Below are 26,591 nucleotides of genomic sequence, written 5' to 3'. Positions count from 1 at the left end.
TCACTCCCCCACCAGGACACAGGCCGCCGCCCGGTCTCCCGACACCAGCAGTTGTACGTCGGTACTCGCACACGTCTCGAGCGCGACCGGGCAGCGCGGATGGAACGCGCAGCCGCCCGGCAGCTGCTGCGGATCCGGCGGATCACCGGCCAGCCCGCGCGGGGCGAGCCGGGACGCCGGATCGCCGACGGTCGGGAACGCTGCCGCCAGCGCCTGGCTGTACGGGTGCTCGAACTTTCCTCCCGCCGGTCCCACCTCCACCAACCGACCGGCGTACATCACCGCGAGCCGGTCGCACACGTCCGCGAGCACGGACAGGTCGTGCGAGATCATCAGCAACGAGATCCCGTGGTCCGCGATCAGCTGCCGGATCAGGGTCAGCACCTGCGCCTGCACCATCAGGTCGAGCGCGGTCGTCGGCTCGTCGGCGATGATCAGCCGCGGCGAACAGGCCAGCGCCATCGCGATCATTACTCGTTGCCGTTGGCCACCGCTCAGCTCGTGCGGGTAGCTGCGCGCCCGCCACGCAGGCAGCCCGACCTGTTCCAGCAGTTCCTTGACCCGGGTGTCGGCGGCCGCGCCGGACGCCAACTTGTGGACGAGCAGGGGTTCGGCGATCTGGTCACCGATCCGCCGGACCGGGTTCAGACCGTGCTGGGCCCCCTGGAAAACAATGGAGGCCGACGACCAGCGAACGGCGCGGAGCCGGCCCCAGTTCATCGTCAGCACGTCTTCGCCGTCGAGCAGGATCCGCCCGCCGACCGTCGCAGAACGCGGCAGCAGCCGCAGCAGGGTCAGGGCCACGGAAGACTTTCCGGATCCCGACTCTCCCGCCAGTCCGAGTGCCTCTCCGGCGGCCAGCTTCAACGACACTCCACGCACCGCGGGAACCTCGCCGAACGAACCGCCTGATTCGGCACCGATGCGGTAGGTGACCGAGAGGTCTTCGAGTTCGAGCATCAGGCCTCCCGAGTGCGCAGGCGCGGGTTGAGCACGGTCTCCAAAGCCCTTCCGCACAAGGTGAAAGCCATCACGACCGTCACGATGCACAGGCCGGGCACCAGGATGTACCACCAGGCGCCGGCGGTTGCCGCGCCCCAGTCGTACGAGCCGCGCAGCATCGTGCCCCACGACGTCTTGTTCGCGCTGACACCGAGGAACGCCAGCGTCGACTCGGTGACGATCGCGCTCGCGACCTCCAGTGTCGTGCTTGCCAACAGCAACGGCGCGACGTTCGGCAGCACGTGCCGGGTGGCGATGTGCCAGTGCCCGGCGCCGAGTGCCAGCGATCTCTCGATGTACGGGCGCGCCTCGACGGCCAGCGTTTGCGCGCGGATCAGCCGGGCCGTCGACGGCCACGACGTGACACCGATCGCCACGATGATCGTCGCGGTCGACCCGCCGAGGATCGCCGCCAGAACGAGCGCCGTGACCAGCGACGGCAGGACCAGGAACCAGTCGGTCACCCGCAGGATCACCGCGCCGATCCAGCCGCGGAAATGCCCGGCCGCGATGCCGAGCACCGTCCCGATCACCATACTCAGCAGGGCCGCGAGGAACCCGATCAGCAACGACGTGCGGGATCCCCACCAGATCATCAGCAGCACCGACCGCCCGGACTCGTCGGTACCGAGCGGATGGTCGAGGCTCGGCGGAGCCAGCCTGGCCCCGGTCCCGCTGACGACGTTCGTCACGCCGGCGTCGATGAACAGTGGCGCGATCAGCGCCAGGACGACCGCGATCACCAGGACCACCAGTCCGGTAACCCCGGCCCGGCGGTTCCGGAAATCGCTCCAGAACTTTCCGAACGCGCGTTTCCGCCGTACCCAAACGACGCTGCTCATGCCGACCTCACCCGGGGATCGAGGAGGTGGTAGACCACGTCGGCAAGAGTGTTCATCACGATGACGGACACAGTGATCAGCAGGAAAGTGCCCTGCATCAATGTGAAGTCTGGTACCCGAATCGCCTGGTAGAACAGCTGCCCGAGCCCCGGCCAGCTGAAGATGGCTTCGACCGTCACGGCACCGCCGACGACGAACCCGATCCGCAGGAACACCAGCGTCACGGTCGGCAGCAGCGCATTCGGTACGGCGTGCTTGCGGCGTACCTCGTCGTCGCGCAGACCCTTGGCCCGCGCGGTCGTGATGTAGTCCTGGCCGACCTCGTCGATCACCGACGACCGCATCACCAGCAGGTACTGCGCGTAGACGACCGCGACCAGCGTGAGGCATGGCAGCACCATGTGCTCACCGACGTCGAGGACACCCGCGAACCCGGCCGGCTTGTCCACGCTCGAACTGCCGCGGGTCGGGAAGATGCCGGGAATCGGACCGATGCCGGCCGCGAACACCATCAGCAGCAACAGCCCGAGCCAGAACGTCGGCACCGACCACAGCACCAGGGAGATCGCTGTCGAGATCTTGTCGAACCGGCTGCCCGGCTTCCAGCCGGCGCGGGCGCCCTGCCACAGACCCAGGCTGACGGCCATCACCAGCGCCGTACCGGTGAGCAGCAGCGTCGACCCGATCCGCTCGCCGATCAGGTCGAGGACCGGGCGCTTGTACTCGTACGAGACGCCGAGGTCCAGCCGCAGGGTCTGTGAGACGAAGTGCAGGAACTGTTCGGGGATCGGCTTGTCGAGCCCGAGCCGTGCGCGTTCGAGGTCCAGCTGCTCGGGCGTCATGTTCCGCCCCTGCGCGAGCGCGCGGACCGGGTCACCCGGCAGCAGCCGGAACAGGAAGAACGTCGCGACGATCACCATCGCGATGCTGAGCAGCGCCCCGCCCGCCTTGGTCGCCGCGTACCGCAGCAAACCGTGGCGGACGGGCCGTTCGTCCAGCGCCTCGACGGCGGGGACTTCGGGGACGGTGGTCATCAGCGCGTCATTCGCGCTCGTCGGAGGCGCTGCGGCGGCGCCAGGCCAGGAAGAAGCCGCCGAGCGCGAGGACGACGATGCCGGCCGCGACGCCCGCGATCACTCCGGCGTTCGATCCACCGCCGGCCTTGGCGTCCGTCGACACCGCCTCCAGCGTGTAGAACGGCCAGTAGCCCGAGCCGCCGTACAGCAGGCCCTTGTCCTCCGGGATCGGCGTGATCTTGGCGATCCGGTCCTTGCGGTACCCCTCGAGGTCGTTGGGGTAGTACAACGCGATCACCGGTGCGTCGACGTACAGCCGTTCCTCCATCTTCTTGATGATGTCGGCGCGCTTCGTCCGGTCCAGTTCCTTCTGCTGCTGCAGGTACAGGCTCTCGTACGTCGGGTCGCAGTAGAACGACTCCGTACCGCCGCCTTCTCCGGTCGCAGTCGGGCGCCGGCTGCACAGGTGCGTACCGAGGACCTCCTCCGGGTCCGGGTTCACCGACCAGCCGCTGATCGCGATGTCGAACAGTGCCGTCGTCCCGGTCTCCTCGGTGAACTTGCTGGAATCCAGGCGCTTCGTGGTCAGCGTGATCCCGATCTCCTTGAACCAGCCGGTCAGGTACTCGGCGAGCTTCTCCTCGATCGGGGTGTCGGTGTGGATGCTGAAGCGGAACTGCAGTTTCCGCGACCCGTCCGGCATCGTGCGGACGCCGTCGGGACCCTTCTTGTAACCGGCGTCGTCGAGGATCTTGTTCGCCTTCGCCAGGTCGAACGTGACCTTCTCGGCGCCGCTCGCCTCCCAGAAGAAGTCCTTGTACAGCGGCGGGATGATCGACCCGTCGGCCGGTCGCGCCAGCCCGTTCTGCACCTCGTCGACCAGCTTCTGCTTGTCGATCGCGTAGTGCAGCGCGGTCCGTACCCGCGGATCCTTCAGCGCCGGATGCCCGTCACCGATCGGCTTGTTGTCGCTGGTCGTCGCGCCGTGATTGATCTGCAGGTACGTCGCCCGCCGGCCCTGGGTGTTCCACTGGACGATGTTGCCGTCGCCCTTGAGCGACTCGAAGTCCGGCGGGTTCAGCCGGCCGATCAGGTCGATATCGCCCTTCTTCAGCCCGACGATCGAGGCGGCCGGGTTGTCGTAGAAGATGATCTGCAGCTCGTCGATCTTCGGGCGGCCACGCCAGTAGTCCGGGTTCGCCTCCAGCCGGACGAACTGGCCCTTCTTGTGCTCGACCGCGACGTACGGCCCGCTGCCGACGGTCGGATACGTCTCCCCGTCGTACTTCGAGATCTCCTTGATCTTCTCCCAGACGTGCTTCGGCATGATCGGCACCGGGTTGTCGAGCATCGACGCCTGCGGGGTCTTGAGCTTGATCGTCAGCTCCTGGCCGTTCGCGCTGACGCTCTGGAAGTTCTCCACCGCCGGGCCGTTCCCGGTCTTCGCACCGTCGTCGGTCATCATCTTGTTGAACGTCCAGGCCGCGTCGTCGGCCGTGATCGGCTGCCCGTCCGACCACTTCGCCTGCCGGATCTTGAACGTCCAGGTCAGTCCGTCCGGTGACGTCGTCCACGACTCCGCCAGATCCGGACTCGGCTGCAACGTCTTCGAGTCCGGCACGGTCAGGAACCCGTAGATCATCCGCTGGATCGACCCCGTCACCAACCGGACCGCCAGAAACGGATTCATCGAGTCGACCGACTGCGTCACCCCGATCTTGATGACCTTCTTCTGCCCCGGTTGCGCCGCAACCGCCGTCCCCGGTCCCGCCGCGAGCAAACACAGCGCCGCCAGCACCGCCAACAACTTCCTCATCGGGCCGCCCACCCTTCCCCAGCCGGTGTTGGTGTTTGGGGAAGAAACCACACCACTCGGCACAGCCCTGTCAACGAAATACCAGCATTGTCATACGTAAGTAACCTTCTTACCGGCCCACACCACTTGACTACACGATCGTGTAGTAGTTTGCTTTTGTGTGTAGCGAGGAGGGCTGATGGATCGGCGGCTGGAGGATCTGACGGCGCGGGCCCGGATCCGGGACGCGGCGGTGAAGCTGTTCGGCGAGCGCGGGATCGAGGGCGCCTCGATCCGCGACATCGCGGCCGAGGCTGGCGTGTCGTCGGGGCTGGTGCGGCATCACTTCGGGTCGAAGGAAGCGTTGCGGGAGGCGTGTGACGCCTACGCACGGGAGCGGATGCTCGAGATCAGCGCGGAGCTCGCGAGCAGCGACGGGGTGGCGGCACTCGACCCGGTGACGTTGCATCCGCGGGTGTTCCCGCTGCAGCTGTACCTGGTCCGCTCGATGATGGACGGTTCCGAGACCGCGACCGCGTTGTTCCTCGGCGCGGTCGAGACGATCGAGGAGTGGTCGAAGGGGTACGGCATCGACCCGCAGGACCGGCGCGCGTACGCCGCCGCGCTGGCCGCCATCAAGCTGAGCGTCTTCGTGTTCCGCGACCAGATCTCGCAGGCGCTCGGCGAGGACATGACGTCGCCGAGCGGCTACGCCCGGATCGGTCAGGGCATGCTCGACGTCTTCGCCATCCCGATCATCACCCAGGAACAAGTGGACACCCTGCGGAAACAGGAGAAGTGATCATGCCTGCTGCGATCAGCACGGAAGGTCTGGTCAAGCGGTTCGGGCGCACCCGTGCTCTGGACGGTCTCGATCTCACGGTGCGAACCGGTGAGGTCCACGGCTTCCTCGGCCCGAACGGCGCGGGGAAGACGACCACCCTTCGCATCCTGCTCGGAATGACCCGCGCGGACGGCGGTACGGCGAGCGTCCTCGACGGCGACCCGTGGTCCGACGCGACCGCGCTGCACCGGCGGCTCGCGTACGTACCGGGTGACGTCACGCTGTGGCCGAACCTGTCCGGTGGCGAGGCGATCGACCTGCTCGGCCGGATGCGCGGAGGGATCGACCGGAAGCGCAAGGCCGAGCTGCTCGAGCGGTTCGACCTCGACCCGCGCAAGAAGGCCCGCGCGTACTCGAAGGGCAACCGGCAGAAGGTCGCGCTGGTCGCCGCGTTCGCGTCCGACGTCGAACTGTTGCTGCTCGACGAGCCGACCTCCGGCCTGGACCCCTTGATGGAGGAGGTGTTCCGCGAGGTCGTGCAGGAGATCAGCGACCGCGAGGGGCGGACCGTGCTGTTGTCCAGCCACATCCTGTCCGAGGTCGAGGCGCTGTGCGACCGGGTCACGATCATCCGCGCGGGCCGTGCCGTGGAGAGCGGCACCCTCGGCGAGCTGCGGCATCTCACCCGGACGTCGATCCAGGCCGAGCTGGTCGGTCCGATGGACGGGCTCGCGCAGCTGGCCGGTGTCCACGATCTGCGGGTCGACGACCGGCGCGTCCGGTTCGACGTCGACACCGACGAGATCAACCCGGTACTGCGCCGGCTCACCGAGATCGGCGTACGGAGCCTGGTCAGTCAACCCCCGTCGCTCGAGGAACTGTTCCTGCGACTGTACGAACCCGAGGCCGCACGATGAAGTCGCTGGCCGGAACGGGAGGTCTGATCCGGCTGATCCTGCGCCGCGACCGGATCGTCCTGCCGTTGTGGATCGTGCTGCTGACGGCGATCTCCGTCAGCTATGTCAAGCAGTACGGCGATCTGTTCCCCACGCCGGACTCGCGGGTCAAGTACGCGAGCAACGCGGGCTTCATCACCTTGTACGGCGAGCTGTCCGGGTCGAGCCTCGGCGAGTTCGTGACGTGGCGGCTCGGGTTCGTACCGGTGATGGTCGGGCTGATCAGCTTGCTCACGGTGATCCGCCACACCCGGGTCGAGGAGGAGTCGGGGCGCCGGGAGTTGCTCGGGGCAACAGTTGTGGGCCGGCACGCACAACTCGCCGCAGCGCTGGTGGTCACCCTGGGCGCCAACCTCGTCCTCGCGGTATTGCTTGCCCTCGGCATGCACAGCCAGAACCTGCCGCTCGCCGGATCCGTTGCTATCGGCATCGTCTACGCCGGGACCGGATGGTTGTTCGCGGGTGTCGGCGCGGTCGCGGCGCAGTTGACCGCCGGTGCGGGGACGGCTCGTGGGATCGCTATCGGTGTACTGGGGGCGGCTTATGTACTGCGGGCCGCCGGGGACACCAGTGCGCATACGAACGGTCCGCTCGCGTGGTTGTCATACATCTCTCCGATCGGTTGGGCGCAGCAGATTCATCCCTATGCCCAGAACCGTTGGTGGTTGGGCGGGGTGCTGCTGATGGCAACGATCGCACTCATCGCCGCCGCGGTGGGTTTGGCTGTGCGGCGGGATGTGGGAGCGGGGCTGCTGCCGGACCGGCTCGGTCCGGCGGACGGCACCGTCGGCTCGGCGTTCGGGCTGGCGTGGCGGTTGCACCGCGGGCTGCTGGTCGCCTGGACGGCCGGATTCGCCTTGCTGGGCTTGTTGTTCGGCGGCGTCGCGAAGGGCGTCGGCGACATGATGCGCGACGACCGGGCGATCCAGGAGATGTTCCAGCGGATGGGTGGTGCGTCCGGGCTGATCGACTCGTTCCTGGCCGGCGTGACGATGCTCGGCGGGCTGATCGCGTCGGCGTACGCGGTCCAGGCGACGCTCCGGATGCGGGTCGAGGAAACCAGCGGCCGGGCCGAACCCGTGCTGGCGACCGCGACGAGCCGCTGGCAGTGGGCCGCGAGTCACTTGCTGTTCAGCCTCCTCGGTCCGGCCGTCGCGCTGCTCGCCGCGGGCGTCATGCAAGGGCTGGCGTACGGCGCCGCGATCGGTGACGTCGGCGGTCAACTACCGCGGATGGTCGCCGCCGCGCTCGCCCAACTCCCCGCGGTGTGGGTCCTGGCCGCGCTGGCGATCGCGATCATCGGCTTCTTCCCCCAAGCGTCAATGGCATCGTGGGCCGGCCCCGCACTCTGCATCCTGATCGGCCTGGTCAGCGCAGGAGCCGCGACCGCGACCTGGATCCGCGACATCTCGCCGTACACCCATCTCCCGTCGCTGCCGGGTGGATCCGTCGACGCCGGTGCACTGATCGCCCTGGTGGCGATCTCTGCGGCCCTCAGCCTCGCCGGTCTCCTCGGCCTCCGCCGGCGGGACGTGCCCGCCTGACCCCGGCTGACCCCGATTGAAGGCCGACTCACCGGCGGGCGTTGCAGGACCAGATGAAGCAGTACAGGCCGAAACAGGCGATGCCTGCGGCGAGGACGGCCAGCAGTACGGTGCCGAAGGGCTGGTCCTTGATCGTGTGCAGCGCCGTGTCGAGGCCGCCGGCTTTCTGCGGGTCGTAGCTGATCGCGGCCCAGCCGAACATCACGCCCATGACCAGGAAGGCGATGCCCTTCGCGGCATAGCCGATCCGGCCGAGCAGGATCGTGACGTCCGAGATGCCGCCGGCCAGGTCCTCGGTGAAATTCTTCGAGTACGCCTTGTACAGCTGGTAGCAGGCGATGGCGATGATCGCGACCCCGATGGCCACGATCAGCACCCGGCCGGCGGGGTGCTCCATCACCCGCGCGGACATGGTCCGCTGGGTACCGCTGCTCGAAGCCCCGGCACCGTTCGCGACCTTCACCGCGCTGATACCGAGCACCAGGTAGACGATCCCGCGGCCGATCGAGGACAGCTTCTTCTGCAGCTTGAGGTGGCCCCAGACGAGCTCCAGCACCCGCCAGATCACCAGGGCGAACAGCCCTATCGCGACGATCCACAGCAGCAGGTGGCCGAACGGCGTACCGGCCAGCTCCTCGAGCGCGCCCTGCTGGGTCGCCTCCTGCTGCGCGTGACCGAAGGCGAGCTGGACCGCGATCAGCGCGATCAGCAGGTAGACCAGGCCGTACGCGATCAGGCCGACGGTGATGGCAAGGCCGTAGGGCCGGCTGTAGCGGACTTCTTGGGCGGTACTCACTACCACCAAGTGCCCAGCCCGGAAACAGGTCAGGCGGACACCGGCGCCGAGGCGTCCGCCTCCTCGATGTCGCCGTAGTCGCCGTGGCGGTAGGCGCGGCGGCCCAAAGTCCAGACGTAGGTGAAGAAGGCCAGCTCGACGACGATACCGATCGTGACGCGGACCGGCGCCGGGAGGAACGGGGTGACGAAAGCCTCGATCAGACCGGTGACCAGGAGTACCGCGGCCAGACCGATCGCCATGCCGATGGTGGCCCGCCCGGTCTGCGCCAAGGACTGCATGCGGGTCCGCGGACCAGGCACGATCCACGACCAGCCGAGGCGCAGCCCGGCTGCCGTAGCGATGAAAACGGCGGTGAGCTCCAGCAGACCGTGTGGGGTGATCAGGCTGAAGAACAGGCCGCCCTTGTCGTTGGCGATCATCAGGCCGGCGCTCAGGCCGAGGTTCATCGCGTTGTCCCACAGTACGAAGACCGACGGGACGAGGAGGATACCCAGCGCGAGTACGGCGGCACTGATGGTCGCGTTGTTGATCCAGACACGTAGCGCGAAGTCCTGGGCCGGGTTGTCGGAGTAGTACGACTGGAAGTCGTGGTTGACCAGCTGCTTGACCTCGTCCGGCGTAGCGACTGAGCCGATCACTTCTGGATGCGCCAGCACCCGCCAGGCCGTCCAAGCAGCCACCAGGTAGAAGATCACTCCGATGGTGATCCACCAGCGCCTGGACGCGTACAGCGCGGCGGGGAAGCTGACCAGGAAATACTTGGAGATATCCCGCCAGACGGGCGCCTGCGCTCCGGTCACCGCACCACGGGCGTCGGCTATGAGCCCGGACAGCCGCCCGATGGAGACAGGGTCCGCTCCAGCTGCCCGCAGCGCAGCAAGGTGCGTGCCGACGCGCTGGTAGAGCACGACGAGCTCCTCAGCCTCCGCACCGGTCAGCCGACGCTGCCTTCGGGTCAGGCGCGCGAGGCGGTCCCACTGCGGCTGGTGCACCGACACAAACGCTTCTACGTCCACCGCCACCTCCTCCACCCGACTGATGGCAGACTAGCCGGACCGAGCGTCTACGTAGGAGGGGGGCGACGTCGTGTCTCAGCTGGTCACGGGTGAAGCGGTCGTTCTCCAGGTGCGGATCGCCCGGATGCCGACGCGGGCGCTGGCGTGTGCGATCGACGTGATCCTGCAGGGCGTCGTACTGATGGTGCTGATCGGTCTGCTGACCGGCTTCCTGATCGGGAGCCAGTCCAGCGAGGCGCTGGCGGTCGCGCTGATCTTCATCGTCGTGCTGCTCGTGGCGATCGGCTACCGGGTCGTGATGGAGACGCTGACCCGCGGGCGGACCATCGGCAAGATGGTGCTCGGGCTCAAGGTGGTCCGCGACGACGGCAGCTCGATCCGGTTCCGGCACGCGCTGGTCCGGACGCTGATGTGGTTCTTCGTCGACTTCGCGCCGTGGTTCGCGGCCAGCCCAGGGATCGTCGCGAGCCTGATGAACAAGCAGGGCAAGCGGATCGGGGACATGGTCGCCGGTACGGTCGTCATCCGCGAACGCCAGCAGTCGATGGCGTCGCCGCCGCTGTTCGTACCGGGCCCGTTGGTGCAATGGGCGCAGTCGCTGGAGCTGTCCCGGCTGTCCGACGAGCTCGCCAACGCGGCGCGCGACTACCTGGCCCGCTACACCGAACTCCTCCCCGGCCCGCAGATCGCCCTCGGTGAGGCGCTGGCCGCCCGCGTCGCGGCCGTCACCGCCCCGGCGCCGCCGTACCCGATCATCGCCCCCGCGTTCCTCTCGGCGGTCCTCGCCGAACGCCGCCGCCGCGAACTCCACCGGCTGGCCACGCAACGCCCGCTCCCCACCGGCCCCTTCGCGAGCCCGTACGCCGTCCCGCAGGGCCCGTTCGCCCCACCGAACCCGTACGCCGTCCCGCAAGGCCCGTTCGCCCCGCCGAACCCGTACGGCGCACCGGCCCCGCTGCCCGGACCGCCGCCGTTCGTCCCGCCCCCACCGCCCAGCGGCCCCCGCCCCGCCACGGTGAACGCCCAAGGCTGGGCCGCCCCTGGAAGCAACGGCTGGACCTGACGCAAAAGCACCCCGCAGAGACTCTGCGGGGTGCTTTTCACGAGGTTCTCAGTAGCGGTAAGCCTCAGCCTTGTACGGCCCCTCGATCGGTACGCCGAGGTAGGCGGACTGCTCCTTGGTCAGCTCGGTGAGCTTCACGCCGAGCGCGTCGAGGTGCAGCCGGGCGACCATCTCGTCGAGGTGCTTGGGCAGCACGTAGACGCCGGTCGGGTACTCGGCGGTCTTCACGAACAGCTCGATCTGCGCCAGCACCTGGTTGGTGAACGAGTTCGACATCACGAACGACGGGTGACCGGTCGCGTTGCCCAGGTTCAGCAGCCGGCCCTCGGACAGCACGATGATCGTGTGACCGTCCGGGAACCGGAACTCGTCGACCTGCGGCTTGATGTTGACCCGCTCGATCCCCGGCACCTTGTACAGCCCGGCCATGTCGATCTCGTTGTCGAAGTGGCCGATGTTGCCGACGATCGCCTGGTGCTTCATCGCGGCCATGTGGTCGGCGGTGATGACGTCCTTGTTGCCGGTGGTGGTGACGAAGATGTCGGCGATCCCGACCACGTCGTCCACGGTGGTCACCTGGTACCCGTCCATCGCGGCCTGCAGCGCGCAGATCGGGTCGATCTCGGTGACGATCACCCGGGCGCCCTGGCCGCGCAGCGACTCGGCGCAGCCCTTGCCGACGTCGCCGTACCCGCAGACGACCGCGACCTTGCCGCCGATCAGCACGTCGGTGGCGCGGTTGATGCCGTCGATGAGCGAGTGCCGGCAGCCGTACTTGTTGTCGAACTTCGACTTGGTGACGGAGTCGTTGACGTTGATCGCCGGGAACAGCAGCGCGCCGGCCTTGTGCATCTCGTACAGCCGGTGCACGCCGGTGGTGGTCTCCTCGGTGACACCCTTGATGCCCTGGCCGATCGTGGTCCACTTGTTCGGGGACTCGGCGAGCGTGCGGGTGAGCAGCTTCAGGACGACGCCGTACTCCTCGGAGTCCGCGGTCGACGGGTCCGGTACGGCGCCCGCCTTCTCGAACTCGGTGCCCTTGTGCACGAGCATCGTGGCGTCGCCGCCGTCGTCGAGGATCATGTTCGGGCCGTCACCACCGGGCCAGGTCAGCGCCTGCTCGGTGCACCACCAGTACTCCTCCAGCGTCTCGCCCTTCCAGGCGAAGACCGGGACGCCGGCCGGGGCGTCGGCCGTACCGCTGCCGACGACGACCGCGGCGGCCGCGTGGTCCTGGGTGGAGAAGATGTTGCAGGACACCCAGCGCACCTCGGCTCCGAGCGCCACCAGGGTCTCGATCAGTACCGCGGTCTGGATGGTCATGTGCAGCGAGCCCATGATGCGCGCACCGGCCAGCGGCTTGCTCTCCCCGTACTGCGCACGCATCGCCATCAGGCCGGGCATCTCGTGCTCGGCCAGCCGGATCTCCTTGCGCCCGAACTCGGCCAGGCCGAGGTCCGCCACCTTGTAGTCGAAGGTCATGCCGCTCCCCTGAAGCTGTGATTGGTACCTGCCCGAGCGTAGAGGGCCGAGGCACGCGGTTTGATCGCTCGCAGCGCGAAATTGACACCGGAATGTCAGGATTGATGCTATGCGCATCACCGAGGCCGCTCGCCAGCTGGGTACCACTCCGCGCATGCTGCGCTACCGGGAGGCCCTCGGCCTGCTCCCGCGCTCGCGCTCCGAGCACACCGCGCAGCGCCAGTACGACGACCGCGACCTGGCCGCCGTCCAACTCGCGCTCGACCTCGAACGCCGGTACGACGTGACGCCGGCCGCGCTCGCCTTCGCCCTGCGCGCGCTGGCCGAACCGTCCGTGGCCGCGGACATCCGCAACCTCGGCTACCGCACCGGCCGCCTCACCGCCCCACCCACCCAAGCCGAGATCGACCGCGAACGCGCCCTCCGATGGCTGGGCCGCAGTGGCGTCCTGCCGCCTAGGCCCCGCTAGCCGAAGGGAAGGAAGGAGAGAAAGGGGAAGGGAGGGCTCCGTCAGTGCGAGGGGGCCTCGGGGACTGCGGGGCGCTCGTCGGGGACGTAGTTCTCGTGGAAGACGTCCGGTTCGAGGTAGATGTGGGCCGCCATCGGTTCGGCGGCGCGGATCGCGCGTTCGGCGGCGTCGATGGTCTCCGCGACCACGGCCGCGTCGGTGGTCGGCTCGACGCCGAGCTTGGCGGCGACCAGTACCTCTTCCGGGCCGAGGTGCAGCGTCTTGATGTGGATGAGCCGCTGCACGCCGGGGGTGTTCTCGATCGCGGCGACGATCTTCTGCTGCGACTCGCGGGTCGCGGACTCGCCGAGCAGCAGCGACTTCATCTCGATCGCCAGGAAGATCGCCACGCAGACCAGCAGCGCGCCGATCGCCATCGAGCCCAGGCCGTCGAACACACCGTTGCCGGTGGCAAGCGTCAGCGCGACGCCGATCAGCGCCAGCACCAGGCCGGTGAGCGCGGCGAAGTCCTCGAGCAGGATCACCGGCAGCTCCGGCGCGCGGGCGTTGCGGACGAAGCGCACCCAGGGCACCGACGCGCGGACCTTGTTCGCCTCGACGATCGCGGTCCGGAACGAGAAGCCCTCCATCGTGATCGCGAGCACCAGCACCACGACCGGGACCCACTTCCAGCTGTCGATGCCGTGCGGGTCGTGCACCTTGTGGTACCCCTCGTACAGCGCGAACAGACCGCCGACGCTGAACAGCACGATCGACACGATGAACGAGTAGACGTACCGCTCCCGGCCGAAGCCGAACTGGTGCAGCTCGTCGGCCGCCCGCTTGGCCCGCTTGCTGCCGACCAGCAGCAGCACCTGGTTGCCGCAGTCGGCGGTCGAGTGGATCGCCTCGGCCAGCATCGACGCCGACTGGGTCAGCGCCCAGGCGGCGAACTTGGTGATCGCGATGCCCGCGTTCGCCAGCAACGCCGCGACGACGGCCTTGTTCCCGCCACCAGCCATGGTTGTTCAGATCCTCCGTGCAGTCAGGATGCGGACACGACGAAGGCCGTGCCGGAACCACGCAGGGTACAGGGTCCTTCGGGTCCGGAGAGGAACGCGGACTGACCCGCGGACAACTTCACGGCAGACTCTTTGCCGACGGCATCGACCGTGCCGTCGACGCAGCAGACGATCCGCGGCCCGACGCCGTCGACCGTGCGCTCGCCGTCGGTCAGATCGACCCGGTGGATGGCGAAGTACTCGCACCCGGTGTCGTACACGCCGTCCGGCGTCGCCGTCAGCACCGGGTCGGCCAGCGGCTCGAAGTCCACCACCGAGACCAGTTCCGGTACGTCGATGTGCTTGGGCGTCAGGCCGCCGCGCAGGACGTTGTCGGAGTTCGCCATCACCTCGAACCCGAGCCCGTTCAGGTATGCGTGCACGTTGCCGGCCGGCAGGTACACCGCCTCGAACCGCTGCAACCGCACGCGGTTCAGCAGCAGCGCCGCGAGGACGCCGGGATCGTCCGGGAAGTCCGCGCACAACTTCGCGAGCGTCTCGCACTCGAGCGCGAAACCGTCAGCACCCTGCGCGACGGCCGCGCCGAGCGCGGCCACGAGCGGACGGATCGCGTCCCGGTCGCGGCTCATGAAATCGGTGAACGCCTCGCGCAGCTTGCCGTTGCGCAGCAGGTCGGTCAGTTCCGCGAATCCTTCAGGTTGCAGTGCATCCAGCAACGCGACGGTCCGGTCGAGCGGCCGGAATCCGACCAGGGCGTCGAACGGCTCGAGCGCGATCAGGATCTCCGGCTTCGGCCAGGCGTCCTTGTAGTTCCGGTCCGCGGCGTCCCGCGGGATACCGGCCGCCTCGTCCCGCTGGTAGCCGTCGATCGCCTGCTCCCGCGAGGGATGCGCCTGGATCGACAACGGCTGCGCGGCCGCGAGCAGCTTCGCCAGGAACGGGAACCGGCCGTCGAACCGCTCAGCCGTCTCCTCCCCCAGCACCGCCGCCGGATCGGCCGACACCGCGTCGTACAGGCTGTCGCCGGAGGGCAGCACCGACGGCGCGGACTCGTGCGCACCCATCCACAGCTCCGCCTGGGGCTTGCCGGTCGGCTCGACGCCGAGCAGCTTCGGCAGCGCGGTCGGCGAGCCCCACGCGTAGTCGCGGATCGTGTTCTGCAGCGGGACTACCACGCCGGGTCCTCCGAGGGATTCCGCGGCTCGAACGGATCGTCGACGGTCGGCATGCCGTGCCGGCCGAGGCCGATCCCGAGGTACGCCGCCGCGTACCGGCCCTGCTGGGTGAGCGCGGCGTACCGCGCGACGTCCGTGCCGTTCGCCTGCGTGATCGTGTGCACGCGGACGTCGTGCGCCTCCGCCTTCGACTCGAGCTTGCGGCGGTGCTCGGCGACGCCGACCTCTTCGATCCCGTCGTCCAGGATGATCAGCGCCGGCCTCAGCTCCGCCGGTGTGTCGAAGGGGTCCGCGAACAGGTCCCGCGGAGGCTGGTTGAGCACCGGCAGCAAGTGACCGGCGTCAGCGGCCAGCGCCGGCCGGCCACTGGCCAGCCGCAACGCCTCGACCACGCGCCGAGCGGCCCGCGCAGCCAGTACGGAGCCACCCCAGACCAAAGGCAACGCGTCGGCCAGCACGAGCGCGAGCTCCTTCGCCGGATTCGACGACACGTCGTTGTTGGGCGAGCACTCGATCGCCACGTCGTCCAGCAACGCCGCGACAGCCTTGTGGTCGACCTCGGGACCGAGCTCCATCTGGTGCAGGGCCTGCAGTACGGCGACGGCGGCAGCCAGCTGGTCGTCCGACTGCGACGGCAGCCGGATCGCATGCCGCAGACCTGCCGAGGCGATCGCCACCGGCGAGTCCTCCGGCGCCGCGACCATCAACCCGCAACCACGGCGTACCGCTTCGCCCGCGGCCGATACCGCATCGGTGTCCTCGGCGGCACCGCCGAGGACGATGACCAGATCCAGCGGGCCGGCCCAGCCGGGCAGCCCCGGACCGGGCCAGGCGAGGAACGGCACCGGGCAGACCGGCTCCAGAACCGCCCGGACGAGCCGCGCGTCCCGGCCGGCCGCGACCACAGCCCGCGGCCGGAAGCCGTCGGACTCCAATGTGGACAGGACGTCCGCGGACGCTTCCAGCTCGGCCCGGATCCGGGCACCGGCCATCGCCAGCCGGCGCAACAGCCCGTCCGCCGCCTCGAGCGCCGCCGGATCGTCCAGCCTGGTGTCGTCGAAAGTACTCATCAACTCTCCGTGGCCGCCGGTTCGCGGGTGTCCCGGGCCTCGTCGATCAGCAGCACCGGGATGTCGTCGCGGACCGGGTACGCCAGCGCGCAGCCGGCGTTGGTGCAGATCAGCTCGTCGGCCTCGTCGTCCACCCGGAACTCCGAGCGGCACTTCGGGCAGACCAGGATGCTCAGCAGGTCCGGGTCCAGATTGACTGCCATTCAGTTCTCCCTCGAACCAGTGATCAGGGCCAGTACTTCGTCGCGGACGCGTTCCATGCCGGCCCGGTCCGCGGCCTCGACGTTCAGCCGCAGCAACGGCTCCGTGTTCGACGCACGGACGTTGAACCACCACTGTCCCGCCGACACGGTCAACCCGTCCAGACGGTCGACGGTCACGCCCTCGACGCCAGAATAGGTGTCCTCGATCGCCGCGACCGTCGCCGCCGCGTCCGCGACCGTGTTGTTGATCTCGCCGGACGCGACGTACCGCTCGTACTCCGCGAACAGCTCGCTGGCCGGGCGGTCCTGCTCGCCCAACGCGGCGAGCACGTGCAGCGCCGCGAGCATGCCGGTGTCGGCGCGCCAGAAGTCGCGGAAGTAGTAGTGCGCGGAGTGCTCGCCGCCGAACACCGCGTCGGTCTCGGCCATCTTCTGCTTGATGTTGGAGTGCCCGACCCGGGTCCGGACCGGGACACCGCCGTGCTCGGTGATCAGCTCCGGGACCGCCTTGGAGGTGATCAGGTTGTGCAGGATGGTCGCCCCCGGATGCTTGGCCAGCTCGCGGACCGCGACCGCGCCGGTGATCGCGCTCGGCGAGATCGGGTCGCCCTTCTCGTCCACCACGAAGCAGCGATCGGCGTCGCCGTCGAAGGCCAGGCCGAGGTCGGCACCCACCTCACGGACCTTGGCCTGCAGGTCGACCAGGTTCTTCGGGTCGAGCGGGTTCGCCTCGTGGTTCGGGAAGTTGCCGTCGAGCTCGAAGTACAGCGGCACGATCGTCACAGGCCCGTCGGCGAACACGGCCGGCACGGTGTGGCCGCCCATGCCGTTGCCGGCGTCGACGACCACGGTCAGCGGGCGGATGCCGCTCAGGTCGACCAGGTCGTGCAGGTGGTCGGCGTACGCGGTGAGCAGGTCCTTGTGGGTGACGTGCCCGGTCGCCGCGCCGGTCGACGCGGGCTCGGTCAGCGCCTTCGCGACCAGATCCGCGATGTCCCGCAGACCGGAGTCGCTACCGACCGGGGCGGCGCCGGCGCGGCACAGCTTGATGCCGTTGTACCGCGCCGGGTTGTGGCTCGCGGTGAACATCGCGCCGGGCAGGTCGAGCCGCCCGGACGCGAAGTACAGCTGGTCGGTGGACGCCAGGCCGATGTCGATCACGTCGGCGCCGGTGCTCGTCACGCCCTCGGCGAAGGCCGCCGCGAGGGCCGGGCTGGAGGGCCGCATGTCGTAGCCGACCACGACCGCGCCCGGGCCGGCGAGCACGTCCAGGACCTCGACCATGGCCGCCCCGGTCGCCCGGGCCACCGACTCGTCGAGCTGGTCCGGCACGATCCCGCGAACGTCGTACGCCTTGAAGATCCCCGCAACATCAGCCATGCAGGGACCCTATCCGGCCCACCGACCAGCGTGCAGCTCAGGCCTTCTCGAACCAGTTGGGTGTGCCACGGTGGTGGACGGTCGGGAGCTGCCGCGGGACCACCGGTGCGGCCCACTTCGCCGCGTTGGCGATGATCTGCTGGACCTCCGGCTGGTGGTACGTCGGGTACTCCTGGTCGCCGGGGCGGAAGTAGAAGACCCGGCCCTGGCCGCGGCGGTAGCAGCAGCCCGAGCGGAACACCTCGCCGCCGGAGAACGAGCTGACGAAGACCAGCTCGTCCGGCTGCGGGATGTCGAACAGCTCGCCGTACATCTCCTCGCGCTCGATCACCAGCGGGTGCGGGATGCCCTGCGCGATCGGGTGCCCGGCCGCGACCGTCCAGATCAGCTCCCGGTCGTTCTCGGCCCGCCAGTCGAGCGAGCACGTGGTCCCCATCAGCTTGATGAAGATCTTCGAGAAGTGCGCCGAGTGCAGCGCGATCAGGCCCATCCCGGACAGTACGTGCTGCTGGACCCGGTCGACGATCGCGTCGTCGACGTCGCCGTGGGCGGCGTGCCCCCACCAGGTGAGTACGTCGGTGTCCGCGAGCACCTCCTCGGTGAGTCCGTGCTCCGGGTCCTGCAACGTGGCGGTCCGGACGACCACCTCGCTGCCCAGCCGGTCGCGCAGTGCGGCCGCGATGGTGCCGTGCATGGTGTCCGGGTAGACCTTGCGGACGGTCTCGTCACGGCCCTCGTGGACGTTCTCGCCCCAGACGGTGACGCGGATGGGATCAGTCATGGAGTACAACCTCTCGTCCCGCCTTCGCCGAGGCGTAGCAGGCGTCGATGATCTCGGTCCGCAGCAGCGCCTCGGACCCGTTCTGGCCTTCCCACTCACCGCTCTGCACGATCCGGACGAACTCCCGCACGACCGCACGGTGCCCGAGGCCCGCGCCGGTGGCCGGCTTCACCTCGGCCGGTACGCCGGCCACGTCGGTGAAGATCCGCAGCGTGTCGGTGGTGGTGTAGTTCTGTACCTCGATCTTCGCGCCGCCCTCGGTGCCGAACAGCTCGATGCCGAAGTTGTCGCCGGGCGCGCGGAACGTGGCCCAGCTGGTCTCCAGCTGCAGCGCGCCGCCGCCCTTCAGCCGCAGGTACGCCGTCGCCAGGTCCTCGACCTCGAACTTCGACCCGAGCGTGTCGACGGTCGGGCGGTCCGGCGTACTCGCGCTGCCCCGGCCGCGCGGGCCGAGCTCCGCGAACGTGTCCGCGGACACCGTGCTGATCTCGGGCTCGCCCATCAGGTGCAGCGCCATGTCGAGGATGTGGACGCCGAGGTCGATCAGCGGGCCACCGCCGGACAGCTCCCGGTTGGTGAACCAGCCGCCCATCCCGGGGATGCCGTTGCGGCGCATCCAGTGCGCTTTCGCGTAGTAGATCCGGCCGAGCTTGCCCTCGTCGATCTGGTGCTTCAGCGCCGCGACGTCACCACGCTCGCGGTGGTTGAAGACCACCTTCAGCACCCGGCCGGCCTTCTTCGAGGCCTCGACCATCGCGGTGCCTTCGGCGACCGTGCGGGCCAGCGGCTTCTCGGACAGGACGTGCAGGCCCTTGTTCAGCGCCGCCAGCGCGATCGGGGCGTGCAGCTGCGTCGGCGTACCGACGCTGACCGCGTCCAGACCGGGGGTCTCGAGCAGGTCCTCCCACTTCTCGTACAGATGCGGTACGCCGTGCTTCTCGCCCAAGCTGGTCAGCGTGTCCTTCTCCAGGCCGGCCAGCGCGATCACCTCGACGTCCGGCAGCTCGGAGAACGCCTCCAGCGCGGTACGCCCGGCGAAACCCAGTCCAACGACCCCGACCCGCAGTTTTTGATCGTTCACACTCACGATCCTCTCCCGATGACAACGAAGGACACAACCGCTTCCCACACTACGGAACAGGTTTCAACACCGGTCAACCCACCGGTCCTAACAGAACGGTCTCGGTGCGCGTGTCCGCCAGGTCGCCCCGGACGTTCAGGTGATTGCCGAGCGGACTTTGGCTCGACAAGACTGGGAGTCGTTGTGCGTCGTTCAGGCGGGCATGAACGGGGGGCCGGAATGGCCAGCGAATCGACCGTCGGACTCCGGGGCAGGCAGGCCGAGTGCCGGCAGCTCAGGAGGCTGCTCGACGCCGTACGGCGTGGTGACAGCCCGACTCTGGTGCTCTCCGGCGAAGCAGGGATCGGCAAGTCGGCGCTGCTGGACTACCTGGTCAGCCAGGCCGAGGGGTGTCACGTGGTCCGGGTCGCCGGCGTCCAGGCCGAGGCCGAGCTGGCGTTCGCCGGTCTGCATCAGCTCTGTGCTCCGCTGCTGGACCACATCGACCAGCTACCCGAGCCACAGCGCGACGCCCTCCGCACCGCCTTCGGACTGTCCGCCGGACCCGCGCCGGACAGGTTCCTCGTCGGGCTGGCAGTGCTGAGCCTGATGGCAGCCGGCGCCGACGGGGACCCGCTCGTCTGCGTGGTCGACGACGCGCAGTGGGTCGACCAGATCTCCGCCGAGACCCTGGCGTTCGTCGCCCGGCGGCTGGTCGCGGAATCGGTCGCGCTCGTCGTGGCCATCCGGGATCCGGCTGGGACTGCCTTCGCCGGGCTGCCACAGCTAGAGGTGAAGGGTCTGCCCGCCGCGGAGGCGCGCGAGCTGCTGGCCGCGGCCATCCCGGGTCCGCTCGACGAGCGGGTACGAGACCGCATCCTGGCCGAGCTGCACGGCAACCCGCTGGCCTTGCTCGAGCTCCCCCGCGGACTGACCTACACCGAGCTGGCCGGCGGATTCCGGCTCCCGGACGACCACGACCTGGCCGACCGGATCGAGGACACTTTCCAACGCCGGCTGACGGACCTGCCACGCGACACCCGCCGGCTGCTGCTGATCGCGGCCGTCGAGCCGACCGGGGACCCGGCCCTCATCTACCGCGCCGCGCTCACCCTCGGCATCACCCCCGGCGTACACCAACTGCCTGGCTTCACCGGACTGCTCGAGTGGGGACGGCAGGTGACGTTCCGCCATCCGCTGGCACGTTCGGCCATCCGCCGGGCAGCGTCGCCGGCGGACCTGCGCGAGGCTCACCGGTCGCTGGCGGACGCAACTGATCCGGTCAGCGACCCTGATCGGCGCGCCTGGCATCTCGCGCACGCCGCCGAGGGACCCGACGAAGCGGTCGCGGCCGAGCTGGAGCGCTCCGCCGGCCGGGCGCGCTCGCGCGGCGGGCTGGCCGCGGCTGCGGCGTTCCTCGAACGTGCGACCCGGCTGACACCGGACCGCGCCGAGCAGGTACGACGGGCCATCGCCGCCGCCACTGTGTTGCTCCAGACCGGCGTACCGAACCAGACACTCGAACTGCTCGCGATCGCCGAGGCCGGTCCGCTCGACGAACTCCAACGGGCCCAGCTCGACCTGCTGCGGGCGGAGGCCGCGTTCGCCACGAGTCACGGCCACGAGGCTCCCCCACTGTTGCTCGCGGCGGCCCACCGGCTGGAGAGACTCGACAGCAAGCTCGCCCGCGACACCTATCTGGACGCGTTGTCCGCCACCACGTTCGCCGGACGCCTTGCCGCTCGCGGCGGTGTCACGCCCGCCGACGTGGCCCAGGCAGCACGGCGAATGCCTCGCGAGCATGCCCCGGCCAAGGGCGACCTGTTGTTGGATGCCCTCGCCACGCTCTTCACCGACGGGTACCGCGCTGCCGCTCCCGCCGCGAAGGAGATGCTGCGCGCTTTCTGCGGTAGTGACCTCACCGCTGAGGAGGGTCTGCGATGGTTGTGGCTCGCCGAAGCCATCGCCGCCGACCTGTGGGACGACGAGAGCTGGGACATCCTGTCCGGCCGCCATGTCCAGTTCGCCCGCGAGGCCGGCGCGCTCAGCCAGTTGATCCTCGCGCTGAACACCCGCATCGCCTTCGAACTGTTCACCGGTCACTACCGATCGGCCGTGGCGCATTGTGGTGAAGCCGCTGTGGTTGCCGAGACGATCGCGAGCAGCCTCGTACCGTACGGCGCCTTGCGGCTGGCGGCCTGGCAAGGTCGTCGGCAGCACGCCCGCCAACTGCTCGCGACGGTGACCGCCGACGCGGCCGAGCGAGGTGAGGGCATCGGCCTGACGGTCGCGCAATCCGCGGCGGCGCTGCTCGCCAACAGTTCGGGTGACTTCGAACGCGCGCTCGTCGAGGCGCGGCGAGCGAGCGAGTGCGTGCTGGAACTCGCGGCGCCGAACTGGGGTCTGGTCGAGCTGATCGAGGCAGCCGCCTACCTCGGTCGTCCCGGCATCGCGGCCGACGCCTTCGCCCAGTTGTCGGAGCTGACGAGCGCCAGTGGGACCGACTGGGCCCTCGGACTGCAGGCCCGGTCCCGCGCGCTGCTCGGTCACGACGACGACCCGGAACCGCAGTACCGCGAGGCGATCGCGAGATTGCGCCGTACCAAGGTCCGCGCGGAACTCGCCCGGGCGACGCTGGTCTACGGCGAGTGGTTGCGCCGCCGGGGACGCCGGCTCGACGCGCGCGAACAGCTGCGCACGGCGCACGAGATGTTCGTGCTGATGGGCGCCGAGGGATTCGCCGAGCGGGCCAGGCGGGAGCTGGCCGCGACCGGCGAGAAGACCCGCGATCACGCGGTGGCCGGCACCGGCCGGCTGACCGCGCGGGAGAGCCAGATCGCCCGGCTGGCTCGGGACGGACTGTCGAACCCCGAGATCGCGAGCCGGCTGTTCCTCAGCCCGCGGACGGTCGAGTACCACCTCGGCAACGCGTTCGCGAAGCTCGGGATCAGCTCGCGTCACGAGCTGAACCGGGTGCCCGGTGACGTCGCCTGATTCAGCCTGCCGACCAAGCCGAACTGAACCGCACGAGGCGGCAGCACCGCATTGACGGCCCAGTCCAGCCCGGTACGGGTCCGGTTACCCGGCAGCGAGTACAGGTGGTACCCGCGGGTGACCGCCTTGGCGGCCGGACCGGACATCGGCACGTTCAGCGGGTTCGCCGCGGCCGCCCAGCCGCCGAGATCGACCAGGAAGCCGAGATCATGGTGCTTGTACGGCTCGAGGTCGTCCCCGCGGAGCGAGGCGGCGACGTTGCGGGCCACGAGTCTGCCCTGCCGCTGCGCGTGCTGAGCCGTCATACCGGTGATCGAACCGGGCCGGGTGACATCGGGCACCGCCGCGCAGTCCCCGCAGGCGAAGACATGCGCCCGGCCGCGGACCACAAGGGTCTCGTGGACCTGGAGCCGGCCGTGATCGGTGGGCAGCTCCAGCCCCTCGACCAACGGGTCGGGCCGTACCCCGACACACCAGATCAGCGACCGGGTCGCGATCTCCTCGCCGGTGGTCCGTCGCAGGCTGTCGACGCCGGCGTACTGCACAGACTGCCCGACGCGAATCTCGACGCCGCGCCGGCGTAGTACCCGATCCGCCGTCGCCGACATCCGTGGATGCAGACCTGGCAGCAGCCGGTCGGCCAGGTCGGCGAGCAGCCAGCGCATCGGCTGGTTGCGCAAGGCGGGCAGCTGCCGAGCCACGCGCTCGGTGAACAACTGGCCCTGGGCAGCGACCTCGGTCCCGGTGTAGCCGGCCCCGACAACCACGAACGTACAGCGCGCGTCCCGCTCGTCCCGGTCGGCGGTGGTGGCGGCCAGCTCCAGTTGGCGGGTGATGTGGTCGCGCAGGAACAGCGCCTCGGCGATGCTGCGGAAGCCGTACGCGTACTCCGCGACGCCCGGGATCGGCAGCAGCTTGTTCACACTGCCCGCCGCGAGGACCAGCCGGTCGAACTCGATGCCGCCGGGCCGGCCCTCCGGATCCAGCCACTCGACCTTGTGGTCTTCGAGATCGATGTGGGTGACGGTGCCGAGCACCAGGGTCACGCCGCGCAGCCGGTCCGGCAGCGACACCGAGATCCGGCGGGGCTCCAGCAGCCCGGCAGCGACCTCCGGCAGCAACGGGAGGTAGAGGAAGTAGTCCGTCGGGTTGATCATCACGATCTCGGCGTCGGGGGCGTACTTGCGCAGCCCCCGGGCCGCGTTGTACCCGGCGAATCCGGCACCCACGATCACCACACGAGGAACGCTCATCGAACTAGCGTCGCCCGCAAGCCCAGGGATCGGATCCGGGAGGCACGGGGTGTGGGCACGGGGCCGGGATCGGCGTTAGTTTCGCTACATGTTGGTTGACCGGCGCAGCGAGTGCGAGCAGCTGGACAACCTGCTGGCGAACCTGCGCCACGGAGTCAGCGAGTCGCTGGTGATCTCCGGCGAGGCCGGGATCGGCAAGTCGGCGCTGCTCGAGTACCTGGTCGGCGAGGCATCGGGCTGCCGGATCGTGCGCGCGGCCGGCGTGCAGGCGGAGGCCGAACTCGCCTTCGCCGGCCTGCACCAGCTCTGCGCACCGCTGCTCCCCCATCTGCACAGCGTTCCGGCGCCGCAGCAGGACGCGTTGGCGACCGCTTTCGGGCTGCGGACCGGCTCGGTCCCGGACCGCTTCCTGGTCGGTCTGGCCGTGCTCAGCCTGCTCGCGGCGGCCGCGGCAGAGCGTCCGTTGCTGTGCGTCGTCGACGACGCCCAATGGCTCGACCGGATCACCGCGGAGACGCTGGCCTTCGTGAGCCGGCGGCTGGTCGCCGAGTCGGTCGGCATCGTGTTCGCCGTGCGTGATCCGGTCAACGACCGGTCGTACGCCGGCCTGCCGAGACTCGTACTGCGCGGACTGTCGCCGGACGGCGCCCGGGAGGTTCTGGCCGCCGCGATCCCAGGAGCACTCGACGAACGCGTCCGCGACCGCATCGTGGCCGAAACCCGCGGAAACCCACTCGCCCTCCTGGAGTTGCCGCGCGAGCTCAGCTACACCGAGCTGGCCGGCGGATTCGGGCTGCTCGACGCGCGGAGTCTGGCCGGCCGGATCGAGGACAGCTTCCGCCGCCGGCTCGGACCCCTGTCGGCCGACGAACGGCGGTTGCTGCTCGTCGCGGCCGTCGAACCCGTGGGCGATCTGGCGCTGGTCCGCCGGGCGGCGCAGCGACTCGGCATCACCGTGGAAACCACGGACCGGGCACAGTTCGCGGGACTGCTGGAGATCTCGGACCGGATCACGTTCCGGCACCCCTTGGTGCGCTCGGCGATCTACCGCGAGGCCACACCGCAACAGCGCTCCGAGACGCACCGCGCGCTCGCGGACGTCACCGATCCGGACACCGACGCCGATCGCCGGGCCTGGCATCTCGCGCACGCCGCGGACGCCCCCGACGAGGACGTAGCCCGGGAGCTCGAGCGTTCGGCCGGGCGCGCGCAGGCACGTGGCGGCCTCGCTGCCGCTGCCGCGTTCCTCGAGCGGGCCGCAGTACTCACGCCGGATCCGCAGCAGCGCGCGGCCCGGGCACTTGACGCGGCGCAGGCGAAGCTCCAGTCCGGTGCGTTCGACGCTGCCACGGACCTGCTGGCCATGGCCGAGGCCGGTCCGCTGAAGGAGTTGGAGCAAGCGCGGGTGGACCTCCTTCGAGCGCAACTGGCGTTCGTCACGAGCCGCGGCCGCGACGCACCGCCGCTGCTGTTGAAGGCAGCGCAGCGGCTGGAGCCGATCAACGTCGAGCTGTGCCGGGCGACGTACCTGGACGGCCTGACGGCTGCCATGTTCGTCGGGGACTTGGCGCGTCCGGGCGGTGGCACGCTCGACGTGTCCCACGCCGCCAGTACGGCGCCACAACCGGACAGTCCGCGTGCGCCTGACCTTCTGCTGGACGGCCTCGCGGCCAACTTCGTCGACGGGTACGCCGCCGGCGCACCGCTCCTGCGGCAGGCGCTGGACACATTCGGCAGCGACATGTCACCGCAGGAGGAGTTGCGCTGGTCGTGGCTGGCCACCGAGGCCGCCTTGCATCTGTGGGACGACCAGGCCTGGCACGCGCTGTCCGCGCGGTACGTCGAGCTGTCCCGCCAAGGAGGTGCGCTCAGTGAGCTGCCACTGGCACTCAGCACGCGCGCCTACATGCTGTTGTTCGCCGGCGACCTGGCCGCGGCCACCTTGCTGATCGACGAGGGCACGACCATCACCGAGGCAACCGGCAGCAACCTCGCGCCGTACGCCGCGATGGCGCTGGCGGCGTACTCCGGTCAGCAGAGCGAGGTGCAGGCTCTGATCGAGGACACCGTTCCCGACGTGACCCGCCGCGGCGAGGGTATCGGAATCGCCGTGGCGCACTGGACCAACGCGGTGGCGCACAACGGACTCGGCAACTACGCCGAGGCAGCCGCCTCGTCCGAGGACGCCCTGCGTCACCAGGAGTACCCCGAGCTCCGCTATCCCGGGGTGGCCAACTGGGCGGCGGCAGAGCTGGTCGAAGCGGCCGTCCGCAGCGGGAGCCACGACCTCGCCGCAGAGGTCCTCGCGTGGATCACCACCATGACCCAGGCGAGCCGAACCGAGTGGGCCCGCGGACTGCAAGCGCGGTGCCAGGCGTTGCTGACCAACGGTGACGAGGCCGAGGCGCTGTACCAGGAGGCCGTCGACCGGCTGCGGCGTACCCGGATGCGAACCGAATCGGCCCGCGCCACATTGCTGTACGGCGAATGGCTGCGGCGGCGGGGCCGGCGGCTCGAAGCGCGCGAACAGTTGCGGGCCGCCCACGACGAGTTCACCGCGATGGGCCTCGGTGCCTTCGCTGAACGCGCCCACCACGAACTGCTGGCCACCGGCGAGAAGGCCCGCAAACGGACGGCTGCCACCGCCGCCGCGTTGACGGCCCGTGAGTCGCAGGTCGCGCGGCTGGCCCGGGAGGGATTGTCGAACCCGGAGATCGGCACCCGGTTGTTCCTGAGCCCGCGCACGGTCGAGTACCACCTCGGCAACGTCTTCGCGAAGCTCGGCATCACCTCCCGGTACGAGCTCGATCGGGTGGTCCGGACCGGCTGACCATTCCCCGGGACAGCAGAGCCCCGGGGGTCGAACCCCGGGGGTGACGGGGGCAATGCCTGCCGGTGTGGCGCGA

22 protein-coding genes are annotated in these 26,591 nt (G+C 69.5%); 7 read left to right on the top strand and 15 right to left on the bottom strand.

Annotated elements, in window-relative coordinates; translation table 11 throughout:
- The 4 genes from FB475_RS22970 to FB475_RS22955 are packed head-to-tail and all read right to left on the bottom strand — an operon-like array spanning position 1 to position 4,676.
- Positions 1-960 (bottom strand): ABC transporter ATP-binding protein, encoded by a 960-nt coding sequence (locus tag FB475_RS22970; RefSeq protein WP_141858634.1) that lies wholly within the window; start codon positions 958-960, stop codon positions 1-3.
- On the bottom strand, positions 960-1,844 hold the full coding sequence (locus tag FB475_RS22965) for an ABC transporter permease (RefSeq protein ID WP_141858633.1): 885 nt from the start codon (positions 1,842-1,844) through the stop codon (positions 960-962). The genes FB475_RS22970 and FB475_RS22965 overlap by 1 nt, the downstream gene beginning before the upstream one ends.
- Positions 1,841-2,878 carry an ABC transporter permease gene (locus tag FB475_RS22960; RefSeq protein ID WP_141858632.1) on the bottom strand — a complete coding sequence of 346 codons (1,038 nt, stop codon included), beginning with the start codon at positions 2,876-2,878 and terminating at the stop codon, positions 1,841-1,843. The genes FB475_RS22965 and FB475_RS22960 overlap by 4 nt, the downstream gene beginning before the upstream one ends.
- 7 nt (positions 2,879-2,885) lie before the next feature.
- Positions 2,886-4,676: an ABC transporter substrate-binding protein gene (locus FB475_RS22955; protein WP_141858631.1), complete on the bottom strand. Its 1,791-nt coding sequence runs from the start codon at positions 4,674-4,676 to the stop codon at positions 2,886-2,888.
- 178 nt (positions 4,677-4,854) lie between these two features.
- Here FB475_RS22955 and FB475_RS38180 point away from each other — a divergent pair, with 178 nt between their 5' ends.
- From FB475_RS38180 to FB475_RS22940, 3 genes are read left to right on the top strand one after another with little or no spacing between them, the layout of a single operon-like run.
- On the top strand, positions 4,855-5,457 hold the full coding sequence (locus tag FB475_RS38180; RefSeq protein WP_141858630.1) for a TetR/AcrR family transcriptional regulator: 603 nt from the start codon (positions 4,855-4,857) through the stop codon (positions 5,455-5,457).
- A gap of 2 nt (positions 5,458-5,459) precedes the next feature.
- Positions 5,460-6,356 (top strand): ABC transporter ATP-binding protein, encoded by an 897-nt coding sequence (locus FB475_RS22945; protein ID WP_141858629.1) that lies wholly within the window; start codon positions 5,460-5,462, stop codon positions 6,354-6,356.
- On the top strand, positions 6,353-7,939 hold the full coding sequence (locus FB475_RS22940; RefSeq protein ID WP_141858628.1) for an ABC transporter permease: 1,587 nt from the start codon (positions 6,353-6,355) through the stop codon (positions 7,937-7,939). Before FB475_RS22945 ends, FB475_RS22940 begins: the two co-directional genes overlap by 4 nt.
- Positions 7,940-7,967: 28 nt before the next feature.
- Here the strand turns inward: FB475_RS22940 and FB475_RS22935 are convergent, their stop codons facing one another.
- Both FB475_RS22935 and FB475_RS22930 read right to left on the bottom strand, forming a co-directional pair.
- A complete protein-coding gene (locus FB475_RS22935; protein ID WP_238332353.1) occupies positions 7,968-8,741 on the bottom strand; it encodes a DUF1206 domain-containing protein in 774 nt (257 codons plus the stop codon).
- Positions 8,742-8,764: 23 nt separating this feature from the next.
- A complete protein-coding gene (locus tag FB475_RS22930; RefSeq protein WP_141858627.1) occupies positions 8,765-9,754 on the bottom strand; it encodes a stage II sporulation protein M in 990 nt (329 codons plus the stop codon).
- A 70-nt stretch (positions 9,755-9,824) separates the two neighbouring features.
- On the opposite strand from FB475_RS22930, the gene FB475_RS38175 reads away from it, so the two are divergent.
- On the top strand, positions 9,825-10,817 hold the full coding sequence (locus FB475_RS38175; protein ID WP_272952091.1) for an RDD family protein: 993 nt from the start codon (positions 9,825-9,827) through the stop codon (positions 10,815-10,817).
- Positions 10,818-10,865: 48 nt separating this feature from the next.
- On the opposite strand, the gene ahcY is transcribed toward FB475_RS38175, so the two are convergent.
- Entirely contained in the window at positions 10,866-12,299 is a 1,434-nt protein-coding gene (gene ahcY, locus FB475_RS22920; protein WP_141858626.1) for an adenosylhomocysteinase, read from the bottom strand.
- Positions 12,300-12,408: 109 nt separating this feature from the next.
- On the opposite strand from ahcY, the gene FB475_RS22915 reads away from it, so the two are divergent.
- On the top strand, positions 12,409-12,768 hold the full coding sequence (locus FB475_RS22915; protein WP_141858625.1) for a MerR family transcriptional regulator: 360 nt from the start codon (positions 12,409-12,411) through the stop codon (positions 12,766-12,768).
- Between the two features lie 41 nt (positions 12,769-12,809).
- Here the strand turns inward: FB475_RS22915 and FB475_RS22910 are convergent, their stop codons facing one another.
- The 7 genes from FB475_RS22910 to FB475_RS22880 are packed head-to-tail and all read right to left on the bottom strand — an operon-like array spanning position 12,810 to position 19,465.
- Entirely contained in the window at positions 12,810-13,769 is a 960-nt protein-coding gene (locus tag FB475_RS22910; protein ID WP_141858624.1) for a cation diffusion facilitator family transporter, read from the bottom strand.
- 23 nt (positions 13,770-13,792) lie between these two features.
- Complete coding sequence (gene manA / locus FB475_RS22905; protein WP_141858623.1) at positions 13,793-14,944, bottom strand: mannose-6-phosphate isomerase, class I; 1,152 nt, start codon at positions 14,942-14,944, stop codon at positions 13,793-13,795.
- Positions 14,938-16,014, bottom strand: coding sequence for an SIS domain-containing protein (locus FB475_RS22900; RefSeq protein WP_141858622.1), 1,077 nt, complete (start codon positions 16,012-16,014; stop codon positions 14,938-14,940). Before FB475_RS22900 ends, manA begins: the two co-directional genes overlap by 7 nt.
- Entirely contained in the window at positions 16,014-16,217 is a 204-nt protein-coding gene (locus FB475_RS22895; protein ID WP_141858621.1) for a Trm112 family protein, read from the bottom strand. Before FB475_RS22895 ends, FB475_RS22900 begins: the two co-directional genes overlap by 1 nt.
- Positions 16,218-17,597, bottom strand: coding sequence for a phosphomannomutase/phosphoglucomutase (locus tag FB475_RS22890; RefSeq protein ID WP_141858620.1), 1,380 nt, complete (start codon positions 17,595-17,597; stop codon positions 16,218-16,220).
- Between the two features lie 37 nt (positions 17,598-17,634).
- Positions 17,635-18,378, bottom strand: coding sequence for a ThuA domain-containing protein (locus FB475_RS22885; protein ID WP_141858619.1), 744 nt, complete (start codon positions 18,376-18,378; stop codon positions 17,635-17,637).
- The gene (locus FB475_RS22880) at positions 18,371-19,465 is read right to left on the bottom strand and encodes a Gfo/Idh/MocA family protein (protein ID WP_238332352.1); all 1,095 of its coding nucleotides are present in this window, start codon (positions 19,463-19,465) and stop codon (positions 18,371-18,373) included. The genes FB475_RS22885 and FB475_RS22880 overlap by 8 nt, the downstream gene beginning before the upstream one ends.
- A 213-nt stretch (positions 19,466-19,678) precedes the next feature.
- On the opposite strand from FB475_RS22880, the gene FB475_RS22875 reads away from it, so the two are divergent.
- Positions 19,679-22,432, top strand: coding sequence for an ATP-binding protein (locus FB475_RS22875; RefSeq protein WP_141858618.1), 2,754 nt, complete (start codon positions 19,679-19,681; stop codon positions 22,430-22,432).
- Here FB475_RS22875 and FB475_RS22870 read toward each other — a convergent pair.
- Positions 22,396-23,685, bottom strand: coding sequence for an NAD(P)/FAD-dependent oxidoreductase (locus FB475_RS22870; protein ID WP_141858617.1), 1,290 nt, complete (start codon positions 23,683-23,685; stop codon positions 22,396-22,398). The two genes, FB475_RS22875 and FB475_RS22870, sit on opposite strands and share 37 nt — an antisense overlap.
- Before the next feature lie 88 nt (positions 23,686-23,773).
- On the opposite strand from FB475_RS22870, the gene FB475_RS22865 reads away from it, so the two are divergent.
- Entirely contained in the window at positions 23,774-26,515 is a 2,742-nt protein-coding gene (locus FB475_RS22865; RefSeq protein WP_141858616.1) for a helix-turn-helix transcriptional regulator, read from the top strand.
- Positions 26,516-26,591 lie beyond the last annotated feature (76 nt).

The sequence above is a fragment of the Kribbella jejuensis genome (assembly GCF_006715085.1).
Taxonomy (GTDB): Bacteria; Actinomycetota; Actinomycetes; order Propionibacteriales; family Kribbellaceae; genus Kribbella; species Kribbella jejuensis.
This window is presented reverse-complemented; position numbering and strand designations above follow the sequence as displayed.